Source organism: Phyllobacterium sophorae (assembly GCF_003010965.1).
GTDB lineage: Bacteria > Pseudomonadota > Alphaproteobacteria > Rhizobiales > Rhizobiaceae > Phyllobacterium > Phyllobacterium sophorae.
Genome location: NZ_PGGM01000004.1, coordinates 244,471 through 256,796 on the forward strand (window position 1 = coordinate 244,471; position 12,326 = coordinate 256,796).

The 12,326-nt window shown below is 58.8% G+C and carries 11 protein-coding genes; 7 read left to right on the forward strand and 4 right to left on the reverse strand.

Annotated features, from left to right (window positions below; translation table 11 throughout):
- Positions 1-82 precede the first annotated feature (82 nt).
- Positions 83-1,636, reverse strand: a complete 1,554-nt coding sequence (locus tag CU103_RS11995) for an amino acid permease (protein WP_106664154.1) — start codon at positions 1,634-1,636, stop codon at positions 83-85.
- 68 nt (positions 1,637-1,704) lie between these two features.
- Positions 1,705-2,511 (reverse strand): N-formylglutamate amidohydrolase, encoded by an 807-nt coding sequence (locus CU103_RS12000; protein ID WP_106664155.1) that lies wholly within the window; start codon positions 2,509-2,511, stop codon positions 1,705-1,707.
- A gap of 146 nt (positions 2,512-2,657) precedes the next feature.
- On the opposite strand from CU103_RS12000, the gene CU103_RS12005 reads away from it, so the two are divergent.
- The 3 genes from CU103_RS12005 to CU103_RS12015 all read left to right on the forward strand — a co-directional run bounded on the left by CU103_RS12005 (position 2,658) and on the right by CU103_RS12015 (position 5,803).
- Positions 2,658-3,491 carry a MurR/RpiR family transcriptional regulator gene (locus CU103_RS12005; RefSeq protein ID WP_106664156.1) on the forward strand — a complete coding sequence of 278 codons (834 nt, stop codon included), beginning with the start codon at positions 2,658-2,660 and terminating at the stop codon, positions 3,489-3,491.
- A 115-nt stretch (positions 3,492-3,606) separates the two neighbouring features.
- Positions 3,607-5,025: an NADP-dependent phosphogluconate dehydrogenase gene (gndA, locus tag CU103_RS12010; RefSeq protein ID WP_106664157.1), complete on the forward strand. Its 1,419-nt coding sequence runs from the start codon at positions 3,607-3,609 to the stop codon at positions 5,023-5,025.
- A 160-nt stretch (positions 5,026-5,185) separates the two neighbouring features.
- Positions 5,186-5,803, forward strand: a complete 618-nt coding sequence (locus tag CU103_RS12015) for an alpha/beta hydrolase (protein WP_106664282.1) — start codon at positions 5,186-5,188, stop codon at positions 5,801-5,803.
- A 182-nt stretch (positions 5,804-5,985) separates the two neighbouring features.
- On the opposite strand, the gene CU103_RS12020 is transcribed toward CU103_RS12015, so the two are convergent.
- The gene (locus CU103_RS12020) at positions 5,986-6,600 is read right to left on the reverse strand and encodes a GNAT family N-acetyltransferase (protein ID WP_106664158.1); all 615 of its coding nucleotides are present in this window, start codon (positions 6,598-6,600) and stop codon (positions 5,986-5,988) included.
- 85 nt (positions 6,601-6,685) lie between these two features.
- Positions 6,686-7,819: an ornithine/lysine decarboxylase gene (odc2, locus tag CU103_RS12025; RefSeq protein WP_106664159.1), complete on the reverse strand. Its 1,134-nt coding sequence runs from the start codon at positions 7,817-7,819 to the stop codon at positions 6,686-6,688.
- A 541-nt stretch (positions 7,820-8,360) separates the two neighbouring features.
- On the opposite strand from odc2, the gene CU103_RS12030 reads away from it, so the two are divergent.
- The 4 genes from CU103_RS12030 to CU103_RS12045 all read left to right on the forward strand — a co-directional run bounded on the left by CU103_RS12030 (position 8,361) and on the right by CU103_RS12045 (position 12,254).
- The gene (locus tag CU103_RS12030) at positions 8,361-9,545 is read left to right on the forward strand and encodes an amidase (protein ID WP_106664160.1); all 1,185 of its coding nucleotides are present in this window, start codon (positions 8,361-8,363) and stop codon (positions 9,543-9,545) included.
- Positions 9,545-10,444: a LysR family transcriptional regulator gene (locus CU103_RS12035; RefSeq protein ID WP_106664161.1), complete on the forward strand. Its 900-nt coding sequence runs from the start codon at positions 9,545-9,547 to the stop codon at positions 10,442-10,444. The genes CU103_RS12030 and CU103_RS12035 overlap by 1 nt, the downstream gene beginning before the upstream one ends.
- Before the next feature lie 68 nt (positions 10,445-10,512).
- The gene (locus CU103_RS12040) at positions 10,513-11,172 is read left to right on the forward strand and encodes a DUF1007 family protein (RefSeq protein WP_106664162.1); all 660 of its coding nucleotides are present in this window, start codon (positions 10,513-10,515) and stop codon (positions 11,170-11,172) included.
- A gap of 14 nt (positions 11,173-11,186) precedes the next feature.
- Complete coding sequence (locus CU103_RS12045; RefSeq protein ID WP_106664163.1) at positions 11,187-12,254, forward strand: nickel/cobalt transporter; 1,068 nt, start codon at positions 11,187-11,189, stop codon at positions 12,252-12,254.
- Positions 12,255-12,326: the final 72 nt, after the last annotated feature.

Sequence of the window (12,326 nt, forward strand, 5' to 3'; positions counted from 1 at the left end):
TTTTTTCCTCAAGCAAAAAATGTCGATCCAGGGCAAAATAAAAGGGGCGACCCGCCGAAGCCGGTCGCCCCCTGTTTCAAAATCAGGATGTTTCGCCCACTGCCTTTTCCGCAGCCTTGATAGCCGCCTGGCGCGCGGCAATGATTTCGCCGAGCGGGGGGCCTTGGAACCGGCGCTTCTCGAAGGCGAACCAGATGATCGCCGTCAGGATGAAGAAACCGACGGTGATGTAGAGCGCCCAGTCATTCGGCGGCTGGATGCCGATGACGAAGATCAGGATCATCGACAGGATCGACAGGATCGCAAACAGGGTGAAGATACCGCGCCCCATGTTCCATGGGCCCATCTTGTCCCATTTCGGCGTGCCCCAGGCGAGGAGGCCGAGCACGATCGGTACGGTGAAGGAAAGGAACAGGAAGATAACGGTGCAGGATACGACGATGGTATAGGCCGAAGTGCCTGCAACCGAAACCAAAGACGATCCCCAGACGAAGAGCACCGACAGGACAGCCGATGTCCAGATGGCGGCCACCGGTGTGCGGTAGGTCGGGCTGACCTTTGAAAGCGCCCCGGACGCCGGCAGTCCGCCGTCACGCGAGAAGGCGAAGATCATGCGTGATGCTGATGTCACAGTCGCGAGGCCGCAAAGCAGCTGTGCCAGGAACACGACGATATAGACGAACTCCTTCAGGCCAGTGCCGACGCGCTGGTCGAAAGCCCAGAAGAACACGTTCCAGCCCTGCTTGGCTGCTTCGTCCATGTTCGGGATCATGAGCACGAATGCGGCAAGGAACAGGTAGCCGAAGATCGCTGACCAAACCACCGACATGACCATGGCGCGCGGTACGGAATGAGCCGCCTTGATTGTCTCTTCGGACGTATGGGCCGAGGCATCATAGCCGGTGATCGTATAGATCGGCAGCAGAAGGCCCAAGGCGAACACCCACCAGTTCGAGACTGCCGGCCATACATTGCCGCCGGCCTCGCCCGAATAGTTCTGGAAGGTGAAGAGCCTGCCGAAATCCCAGGTTTCGGCTGCGAACAGGCAGACGACCGCGATGAGGATCGAGCCGAAGAATATCAGGTAACCGGAAAAATCGGTAAGCTTCGCGGTCAGCTTGATCCCGAGATGGTTGATCAGCGCCTGTGCCCCGGTGATGATGATCAGGAAGATCGTCTGCGTTGTGATCGTGTTCTCGATGCCGAGCGTCGCGCCGAAAGCGCCGACGAAGAACGTCCACGTCCCGACATTGATGGCGCCAAGCACGGTGATCAGGCCCAGCAGGTTGAGCCAGGCCGTCACCCAGCCGGTTCCGCGATTACCGAGGATCGAACCCCAGTGATAAAGCCCGCCTGCCGTCGGATAGGCGGAACTGATCTGCGACATGGCGACGGCAAACGTCAGCGAGACGAAGCAGCCCACCAGCCAGCCAATGCCAATTCCGGCACCGCCGGCGCCCGATGTCGCCTGTGCCAGTGAATTGATACCGCCGGACAGGATGCAGATGATCGAAAAAGAGACGGCGAAATTCGAAAAGCGGCTCAATCGCCGCTCCAGTTCCTGGGCGTAGCCCATGCTGTGGAGGACCTTTATATCCTCCGATTTGTCTGTCTCGGTATAATCTTGCTGTGTCATCACGTTCCCCTATTATTCTGGTAAGTTGCAACGTCAGATACCCGCTAGAGCGCTACTCCGTAATTTGCCTACGCCGTTCCCCTCTTTGGTGTGCCCGCTTTTTTGGAAAGCGGTTGTTCCAGAATCTCCCTGAGCAGGCCGGACAGCATCGTGCCCCAGGCCTCTTCTTCTTGCGGCGTTGTGATAAGATCATTGCGGATCTCGATCATCACGGCCGGTAATCCAAGGGCAGAAGCGTGCCGCTCCAGCGTGTAGTAAACACGGTCTGCCGGTGAATAGGGTTCGTTGATGCCGACGTTGAACTGATTCAACGCCTGCAGGCCCGCGATCAAGGGCGCGGCGACCCTGTCGTCATCATCATGGATGATGCCGATATGCCATGGGCGTTCCACACCGCGATAGACCGGCGTGTAGGAATGCACCGCCACATAAATCGGCTCCGGCAGACCCTCGCTGGCCCGCTCCCGCACAAGCGTTTCAATGGCGGCATGGTACGGTATGTGTGAAAGTGCAATTCGCTGCTGTTTGGCTGCTAACTCCAGATCAACATTGGCCGGAATCGTCGTGACCTCGCTCAGGGAGGGAACGAGATCGGGCGCATCAAGCGGACGATTGCAATCTATGATAAGGCGCGACACGCAGGATTCGACCAGCGGCGCATCCAGCATTTGGCTCATCACCTGGCTGACACCCAGAGCACCAGGATCCCAGGCAATGTGCTTTTGCAGATCATCCGGCTGCAGGCCCAGGGTGCCAAAGCCTTCGGGAATGTAATTGGAGGCGTGATCACACAGAATGACGAAGGGTCCGAGCCCATCGGGGTTCGACACCCGGACAGGACTCCAGCCATGCTCCACTGCCTGCGACAATCCCATATTGCCCTCTTTGGCAATTGTACTTTACGTTACATTTTGTATTTTTATTTCCACTCTCGTATGATTTGATACATATCAACTAAAATTGTCAAATCCGAAAATTGCACTTTGCAAAAAACGGTCACGGCAGATGTGGGGAAACACCGATGAGCACCAGCATTTCCGAGCTGATCGCCGAGAAAATCGACGCCATGTCCGCATCGGAACGCAAGGCCGCGCAGACGCTCATTGCCAACTATCCATTGATCGGTCTGCGCACTGTTGCCGAATTCTCGACTCAGGCCGGGGTTAGTTCTCCGACGATCCTGCGTTTTGTTTCGCGCTTGGGTTTCCAGAGTTACCCGGATTTCCAGGGTGCGCTCCAGGAGGAACTCGCTGCACAGGTACAATCGCCGTGGAACCGGGCGGCCGCAATCGTACCTGCAAAGGGTGGTGCAGCATTTCCCCTCATGGAAGCTGCCATCGAAAACATCCGCGAAACTTTCCAGCACCTGTCCCTGCAACAGCTTGACGACGTAACAGATGCCATCAGCCGCAACCGTGCCCGTATCTATCTCCTCGGCGGGCGCTTCACTGATCCCATCGCCAGATACATGGCTGCGCACCTCAAGATTACCCGCCCTGGCGTGACGCATCTGGTCGGACAGGAAAGTCACTGGCGTGATCAGTTGATCGACATGGGCAAGAAGGATGTGCTGATCATCTTCGACATCCGCCGCTACCAGGACAGCCTGATCCGCTTTGCTGAAAAGGCCCAGGCGCGCGGTGTGGAGATTGTCCTGATCACGGATCAGTGGCTATCCCCCATTGCCCGATTTGCCCGTCATGTCATTGCCGGTCGCACCGCCGTTCCTTCGCCATGGGATTCGTCGGCAACCCTTTTCCTCGTTGCCGAAACACTTATCGCCGAGGTCACCCGCAAGCTCGAGAAAAGCAGCGCTAATCGGATCCGCGACATGGAACAGCTGCGTGATAATTAGACTATATGCGCATCTAATCGTTGCCGTCAGTGCCCATTGATATACAAATGCTCTTCCGGACTCAGAGGTCGCTCACGGCCTGCGGCCCATATCGAAATTATCAAGGACCCAAATCATGCAGCAAGCTGACATCGGATTGATCGGCCTCGGCGTCATGGGCGCCAATCTGGCGCTCAATATCGCTGAAAACGGTTATCGCGTCGCGGTTTTCAACAGAACTGTGGCAAAGACCCGCGAGTTCTACGAAGAAGCAGGTTCCCTGCAGGACAAGATCATACCGTGCGAAACGCTGGAAGAATTGGCCAAGAACATCCGCGCGCCGCGTCCGATCATCCTGATGGTCAAGGCGGGCGAAGCCGTCGACGAGCAGATCGCCGCATTGAAGCCGTTCCTCGCCAAGGACGACATCATCATCGACGCGGGCAATGCGAACTTCCATGACACGGTCCGCCGCCTGGCCGAACTTGGACCCAATGATCCGACATTTGTCGGCATGGGCGTTTCCGGCGGTGAAGAAGGCGCGCGTCATGGCCCGTCTATCATGGTTGGCGGCACGCCGGAATCCTATGCGCGTATCGAGCCCGTCCTGACGGCGATCTCGGCTAAATACGAAGGCGAATCCTGTTCGGCTCTGCTCGGTCCCGATGGCGCCGGCCATTTCGTCAAGACCATCCACAACGGCATCGAATATGCCGACATGCAGATGATCGCCGAAGTCTATGGCGTGCTGCGCGATGGTCTCGGCCTTACTCCCCCGGACATCGGCAGGATATTCGAAAAATGGAATGCCGGTCCCCTGAATTCCTATCTGATCGAGATCACCGCCAAGGTTTTGCTGGCGACAGACAAGAAGACGGGCAAGCCTGCCGTCGACGTCATCCTCGACAGCGCCGGCCAGAAGGGCACTGGCCGCTGGGCCGCGATCGAGGCGCAAATGCTCGGCATACCCGCGACCGCCATCGAGGCCGCCGTCGCCGCCCGTTCAATCTCATCGCTCATCAAGGAGCGTAGCGAGGCTTCGAAAGCCTATGGCAATCTCGATGGCGCCAGGCTTGCGAACAGCGACGCCGATTTCATCGACACGCTGGAACGAGGCCTTCTCGCCGGGAAGATCGCTGCCTATGCGCAGGGCTTCGACGTGATGGCAGGTGCATCGAAGGAGCACGGCTGGAATATCCCGCTTGCCACGACGGCGCGCATCTGGCGCGCTGGCTGCATCATCCGCTCGCAGTTCCTCGACCAGATCGCCGCGGCTTTCGAAGGCAGCGAAGGCAAGAACCTTCTGCTCGCGCCAGCCTTCGTCGAACGGATGAAGGCCGGTTCGAAGTCACTGCGCCAGATCGTTGCGCAGGCGGCTCTTGCGGGTCTGCCGACCCCGGCGCTCTCTGCCGCGCTGAATTATTTCGACGGCTACCGCCAGGCGCGCGGCACCGCCAACCTCATCCAGGCACAGCGCGATTTCTTCGGCGCACATGGTTTCAAGCGTCTCGGCGAGGAAGGCGACTTCCACGGTCCTTGGTCGGATATCGGTTAACTGCGTCAACAGACCGGGTACTCTGAGTGGCGACTGTCTACAGGACGGAGACAATGTATCAAGCGGGAGACGGGTTTAACTATCCCGGCTCCCGCGACATATGCAGGACATGGAAAAGCAACCAAGTGGTGCGGATGACGCCGCACTGGAGAAGTTAGACATGTCAATCAATAGCTATCGGCATCGCATCCACAAGGCCGAACAGCCGGGCAGCCCGCTGCTGTTCGTTTTTCACGGCACGGGCGGCGATGAAAACCAGTTCTTCGATTTCGGCCGGCGCTTGCTGCCGGACGCCACGATCGTATCGCCGCGCGGCGATGTATCGGAACATGGCGCATCGCGCTTTTTCCGCCGCACGGGCGAAGGCGTCTACGATATGGACGACCTCGCCGCGCGCACGGGCACCATGGCGCAATACATCCGGGCTCACAAGGACAGTGCGAAGCCCGCGACTGTGATCGGCCTTGGCTATTCCAATGGAACGAATATCCTGGCTTCGGTGATGCTGTCGCAACCCGAACTGTTCGACGCAGCGATATTGATGCACCCATTGATACCGTGGAAACCGGCCGCGCAAACCGGGCTTGCCGGCAAACACGTATTGATCACCGCCGGGCAAAGGGACCCGATCTGTCCGCCGGAACTGACCCAATCCTTTGCCGATTATCTGATCTCGCAGGAGGTTGAGACCGACCTTTTCTGGCATCCAGGCGGGCACGAAATCCAGCAGGGTGAAGTGACGGCGATTGAAAATTTCGTCCGCAAAAATGCCCGTTAAACAAAAACCGGCCCAAATGGGGCCGGTCCTTTTTTCTAAAGGCCTTTTGAGAATTCACGCTGATGAGGCAGCTGGGCTGATTTTCGAGAACCGGAGCGCAGTGGACTTTTGGGTCCATGAGCACCGGAAGCAGAGAAAATCGCATCAGATGTCCATCAGGGTGAAGAGATCAAAAGGTCTCTTTACATTGAAAACCGCAGCGACACAGGCAGTACTCTCGTCGCCCGCGATGAACGGCGGCCTCGTGGCGTGAGCAATCCGTGCGCACCGTCAAGGTGGCCCTGCTTTAGTTCCAGCGCCAGAAAACGGCGGCGCTCGACCGGACCAGGCATGGCAAGGCCTGACGTGTTCGCACCGCTGAAACCAAAACGCTCGTAATATTCCGGATCACCCACCAGGATGATCGCGCCGTGGCCAAGGCGTGCGGCCTCGGCCGTCGCATGATGCATCAGTGCCGCGCCGATGCCCTGCCCCTTGACCGAAGGATCGACGGCCAAAGGTCCGAGCAGGAGCGCACGCACCGGTTTGCCTGCCGCGTCGTGTCCGGCCTGGATGTCCCAAAGGCGCACCGTGCCCAGCAATGTGCCGTCTTCGCCGCGCGCGACAAAGGCAAGGCCCGCGGAAGGCAGCCGGCCGCGCCGCAGCTTTTCCGACGACTTGCGGCGGCGGCCCTCGCCCATGGCGCGATCCAGCAAAGCTTCGCGTGCCCGTTCGTCCTGCACGGTTTCGTTGAGGATAATGCAAGCCTGCAATCCATCCGGATGCAGATTGTGTTCGATGAAGTCTACTGCGCTCATTGTCTTGACCAATCAATCATAAAGGTGCGTCAACGCCGCCCGGCACGAGAGGCCGGGACAGCTTTTGCAACGGGGCAAAAACCCCTTAAATGACGTATGATCGGAGGGGTTCAAACCCGTTGAAGGCGACTGCCGAGTAGGTCGTGGTGTAGGCGCCAGTTCCCTCGATCAGCACCTCATCGCCAATGGTCAGCGAAATGGGGAGCGGATAGGGGTTCTTTTCGTACATCACGTCGGCCGAGTCACAGGTCGGGCCTGCAAGGACGCAAGGCTCGCTGCGGTCGCCATCGCGCGGCGTGGTGATCTGGTAACGGATTGCCTCATCCATCGTCTCGGCGAGACCGCCGAACTTGCCGATGTCGAGATAGACCCAGCGTACATTGTCGTTGTCGGCCTTCTTCGACACGAGAACGACTTCTGCCTTGATCACGCCGGCGTTGCCGACCATGCCGCGGCCTGGCTCGATGATGGTCTCGGGCAGGCGGTTGCCGAAATGCTTGCTCAATGCCTGGAAGATCGCCTGACCATAGGCCTGGGCGGTCGGCACGTCCTTGAGGTAACGGGTCGGGAAACCGCCGCCCATATTGACCATCTTCAGCGTGATGCCTTCCTTGGCGAGCGTATCGAAGACCTGCTTCGCATCGCCGAGCGCACGATCCCAGGCGGCCAGATCCGTCTGCTGCGAACCGACATGGAACGATACGCCATAGCTGTCGAGGCCGAGCTTCTGCGCAGCCCGCAGCACGTCGACGGCCATTGCCGGCACGCAGCCGAACTTGCGCGACAGCGGCCATTCGGCGCCGGCCCCGTCGGTCAGGACACGGCAGAACACGCGCGAGCCGGGAGCTGCGCGGGCGACCTTCTCGACTTCCTCGACGCAATCGACGGCATAAAGACGAATGCCGAGTTCGAAGGCACGCGCGATATCGCGTTCCTTCTTGATCGTGTTGCCGAAGGAGATGCGGTCAGCCGTCGCGCCGGCATCGAGTGCCATTTCGACTTCGGCAACCGATGCCGTGTCGAAGTTCGAACCGAGAGAGGCGAGCAGACGCAGGATTTCCGGCGCAGGATTGGCCTTCACCGCATAGAAGATCTTCGATTCCGGCAGCGCCATCTCGAAATTATGAAAATTTTCCCGAACCACCTCGAGATCAAGCACCATGCAGGGGCCATTCGGGCGTCGTGTATTGATGAAGTCGAGGATGCGCTGTGTAGCCATCTTGGGTCTCCAATCCGTAGCGGCACTTGCGGCCGCCTTGATGCAAGTCTGAGGTCACGGGACGCACCCGATGGACCGCAGGGACAAAGTGCATGAGTCGGTCCAGCGCGAGGCCAGCCTTTGGAGATGCTGGAACCACGGGAAAGATTCATGCGGCGATGGATCAACGCTAAAGCCAGCGTAGATCCGCTTTGTCTGCCTTGGTTTGGATGAACCCATCCGCACTACCGGCAATGAAGGTGTGCCTCTTCAGTAATCCCGGCTTATGGACAGCCGGAAGACACCAGAAAGGCCCGCACCGTCGTTGCTTCAGATGTCCTCAGCTTGGCAGTAGGCCGTCAAACTGACTGGAGGGGTTAGTTCCAGGTACCATACCGTTTCCTCACCATAATGAAGATCGGCGGACACCCATGGGCACGTGCGACTTTGGGCAAGCGCGATATAAGTCGAAACTTGTGTCCAATCAATGACAAATGTGGGTCTGGGCAAAATTTTTTATTCATTGAACAACAAGGGGTAAATGCCCTAGAATCGTTGAACGATGAGCACAATTCCCCCGCTGAACGCCCTGTTGGATTTACCCTCTGTTAACCTTGTCGCGGGCAGCGGCCCGCTGACGGGTGAAACCTTGGCGGTCAAGGACATATTTGACATCGCTGGTCTGGTCACCGGGGGCGGTAATCCGCAACGAGCCAGCGAATCATCTCCAGCAATCAAGACCGCCCCCGCGGTGCAGAGCCTGCTCGACGCCGGTGCCCATTTCATCGGCAAGACCCAGACCGACGAACTTGCCTTCTCCATGATGGGCCAGAACGCGCATTTTCCATACCCGGTCAATCCGGCTGCGCCTGACCGGGTTACCGGCGGCTCCTCCTCAGGTTCAGCCGCCGCTGTTGCAGGTGGTCTCGCCTCCATCGCTGTTGGCTCCGATACCGGCGGATCCATCCGCGCACCGGCAAGCTTCTGCGGCCTGATCGGCCTTCGCACAACCCACGGGCGCATATCCCTTGAAGGGACAATGCCGCTAGCCCCTTCGCTCGACACCTTCGGCTGGTTCGCCAGGGACATGGCCCTCTATGAACAGGTTGGATCGGTCCTGCTCGGCGCCGACGCTTACGACTTCAGGCTCGATCGCCCGCTCTTCATACCCCTGCTGGAACATCTGCTCACCGGCGAGGCCGAAGACGCCGCCTACAGGGCTATGTACGGAGCCGTCTGCGCGCATCTCGGTCAGGCGCGTTCGGCCCGCCAGCCTACGGCATCCATGGACGACCTCTATCTTTGCCTGAGGCAGATTCAGGGTTTTGAAGCCTGGGCGGCACATGGCGCCTGGATCTCGGCAAAAGAGCGAAACCTTGGCCCCGCCGTCAAAGAGCGGTTCGAGTATGGTTCGACCATTAATCTTGCAACCTATAAGGCACAGATGAAGCGGCGCGACCTGTTCCGCAGCGAACTGGCGGACCTGTTGAAGGACGACGGCGTCATGGTCATGCCGACCGTTCCAAGCGCCGCTCCGCTCGTCTCCACGTCCTTTGACGATTCGCAAGCCTACCGCGAGCGCTGCGTCCGGTTGTTCTGCCTTTCCGGCCTGTCCGGCTTTCCCCAGATCACTTTGCCGCTCGGGCAGGTGCATGGCGCGCCATTCGGCATTTCCCTGCTCGGACCGAAGGGCAGCGACCGCGCCTTGATCCGCCTCGGGCGCGACATTTTGGAAAAGGCAGCCTGATGGACACGCTCACCCGCATGCGCGCCTTTATCGACGTGGTCGAAGCCGAAGGGTTCTCGGCAGCGGCGCGCAAAATCGGGCGGTCCAAGGCGCTCCTGTCCAAATATGTTCGCGAACTGGAAGACGAGCTCGGTGCGCTGCTGCTCAACCGCACCACCAGACAATTCTCGCTGACGGAAGCGGGGCACACCTATTACCAGCGCGCCAGCGAGATCCTGCGTGAGGTTGAAAGCCTGCAGGAAGCTGTGCGCGAATCCAGCAGCGACATCAAGGGCCGCATCAAGATTTCGGCGCCCCGTACGTTTGCCGATGCGGAAGTCGGTCAGTGTCTTGTCGATTTCTGCGCCGAACAGCCGGATATCGTTCTCGATGTGCGGCTGGACGACCGCTTTGTCGATCTTGTCGAGGAAGGCTTCGATCTCGCCATCCGCATCACCCGCATGCAGGATTCCTCACTTATCGCCAAGCGCATCGCGCCATTTCACGTCATCGCTTGCGGATCGCCCGCACTGATCGAGCGCGTCGGCAAGCCAGCACGGCCAGAACAGCTTGCGGGCCTCCCCTGCATCATCGACACCAACAATCGCACACGTAACGCCTGGCAGTTTCACAATGATGATGGCGCGCCTGTGTCCGTGCAGGTCTCGGGACCCATCGAAATTAACAGCCCGCTTTCGGCGCGTCGAGCGGCACTTGCCGGGCTTGGGTTTGCAATGCTGCCCGATTTCACCGCGCGGGCGGATATTGCAAGTGGCAGGCTGGTCGGCGTTCTCGAGCAATTCGTGCCGCGCGATGCCGGCATCTATGCCGTTTACCCGCATCGCCGGTACCTCCCGGCAAAAGTCCGCGTCCTTGTCGATTATCTGGCCAAGTGGTTTAAGGACAACCGCAACGCATGATTATGTTATATCGTCCCAATTTCGCCAAGTTCGGGATGTCCTGTGCAGCAACTCAAAAAGGGTCATCCATGCACCAAAGATTCGCGGTTTTCATCGGCGCGCTCGCGGCGGGACTGACCTTCGCCACACCGGCCCATGTGCATCCGCACGTCTTTGCTGAAGCCCGCCTAGATATTACCATCAAACCCGATGGAACCGTCGAAAAACTCGGCCATGTCTGGCGTTTCGACGATCTGTTCTCCTCGACGGTGCTCGTCGAGTTCGACAAGAACGCTGACATGAAGCTCGACGAAAAGGAGCTGGCGGATCTCGCCACCACGATCAGCCAATCCATATCCGAGTACGATTATTTTCAGGCCGTCATGCATGATGGCAAGAATATCGCCATGGCCGCGCCGGCGCATCTGATGGCCGATTTCCAGAACAATCAATTGCTGATTATCTTCGAGAGCACACCCAAACAGCCGCTCAAGCTCGGCAAAAAGACCAGCTTTGGCGTTTACGACCCCACCTTCTACACGGCCATCGACTACGTGAACGACACGGATATCCACGTTACCGGGCTGCCTGCCGGCTGCACGCAAAAGGTAGTGCGCCCTGACCCGGACGAAGCCATCGCCCAAAATCAAGGCACATTGACCGAAGCTTTCTTCAACGATCCCACCGGCACGAATATGTCGAAAATATTCGCAACGCGGCTCGAAATCGAATGCGCCCAGAACGGGTGACAGAGGAATAGAATATGCAGAAAAGAACCCTGTTCGGCGCCCTGGCTCTCGTCGTGGTTCTCGGTGGTCATGCGCTGGCACAATCTTCGCTTGGCATCGGGTCGAACGAAGTTGCCATGCAGCCCACAGGTCCATTCAGCGAAATCATCCTCTGGATCAATGTCCAGCAGCGCAATTTCTATCTGGCCATGACCCACGCGCTCAAGGCCATGCGCGAAGATCCGTGGCAGGCATCGGTTCTCGTTGGCCTGTCCTTTCTTTACGGCATTCTCCACGCTGTTGGCCCCGGCCATGGCAAGGCTGTTATTTCCTCCTACATGCTGGCCAATGAGACGACGTTGAGGCGCGGCGTCCTCCTCTCCTTCGCATCGTCGATGCTGCAAGCGCTGACGGCGCTATTCATCATCGGCCTGACCTTTCTGGTGCTGCGCGGCACAACGGTTTCAATGGACGATGCGGCGCATTACATGGAAATGGCAAGCTTCGTGCTGATCATCGCTTTTGGTCTGTCGTTGCTGTGGCGCAAGGTGCCGCTGCTGTTCCGCCCGCGCGTCGCCCATCTCATGCCTGAAAAGCACGGCCCGGTGCTGGCGGATCATCATCATGATCACCACCATCATGATCATCACGGCCATTCCCACGCCGCCCATAGCCACGATCATCATCATGACCACGGCCACCACCATCATGATCATGCCGAGGGAGAAGTCTGCGCCACCTGCGGCCATTCGCACGCGCCGGACCCGGCGATGCTTGCCGGCGAATTCAACTGGAAGACCGCCTGGGCGGCAATAGTCGCGGTAGGCTTGCGTCCCTGCTCGGGCGCTTTGATCGTCCTGACCTTCTCACTGCTCAACGGCCTCATTCTTGGCGGTATCCTATCCGTCTTCGCCATGGCACTTGGCACGTTCATCACTGTCGCCATACTGGCAACACTGGCCGTCACGGCCAAGAATGTAGCGCTCAAGGTTTCCGGCGCCTCGGCGCTTTCGGGCCGGGTTCAAAACATCATCGAGGTTGGCGGCGCGCTGTTCATCGTGCTGTTCGGCGCGTTGCTCCTGACCGCATCGATACGGTTTTAGTAGGTTTTTGGTCCGGAGCTGCGTAAAACCAATACTTGGAGCACTTCCATGGCCCGGAGAGAAATGGAAATG

Coding starts and splice junctions, on each gene's coding strand:
- CU103_RS11995 (WP_106664154.1), bottom strand. CDS start 1,636: ATGACACAGCAAGATTATACCGAGACAGACAAATCGGAGGATATAAAG.
- CU103_RS12000 (WP_106664155.1), bottom strand. CDS start 2,511: ATGGGATTGTCGCAGGCAGTGGAGCATGGCTGGAGTCCTGTCCGGGTG.
- CU103_RS12005 (WP_106664156.1), top strand. CDS start 2,658: ATGAGCACCAGCATTTCCGAGCTGATCGCCGAGAAAATCGACGCCATG.
- gndA (WP_106664157.1), top strand. CDS start 3,607: ATGCAGCAAGCTGACATCGGATTGATCGGCCTCGGCGTCATGGGCGCC.
- CU103_RS12015 (WP_106664282.1), top strand. CDS start 5,186: ATGTCAATCAATAGCTATCGGCATCGCATCCACAAGGCCGAACAGCCG.
- CU103_RS12020 (WP_106664158.1), bottom strand. CDS start 6,600: ATGAGCGCAGTAGACTTCATCGAACACAATCTGCATCCGGATGGATTG.
- odc2 (WP_106664159.1), bottom strand. CDS start 7,819: ATGGCTACACAGCGCATCCTCGACTTCATCAATACACGACGCCCGAAT.
- CU103_RS12030 (WP_106664160.1), top strand. CDS start 8,361: ATGAGCACAATTCCCCCGCTGAACGCCCTGTTGGATTTACCCTCTGTT.
- CU103_RS12035 (WP_106664161.1), top strand. CDS start 9,545: ATGGACACGCTCACCCGCATGCGCGCCTTTATCGACGTGGTCGAAGCC.
- CU103_RS12040 (WP_106664162.1), top strand. CDS start 10,513: ATGCACCAAAGATTCGCGGTTTTCATCGGCGCGCTCGCGGCGGGACTG.
- CU103_RS12045 (WP_106664163.1), top strand. CDS start 11,187: ATGCAGAAAAGAACCCTGTTCGGCGCCCTGGCTCTCGTCGTGGTTCTC.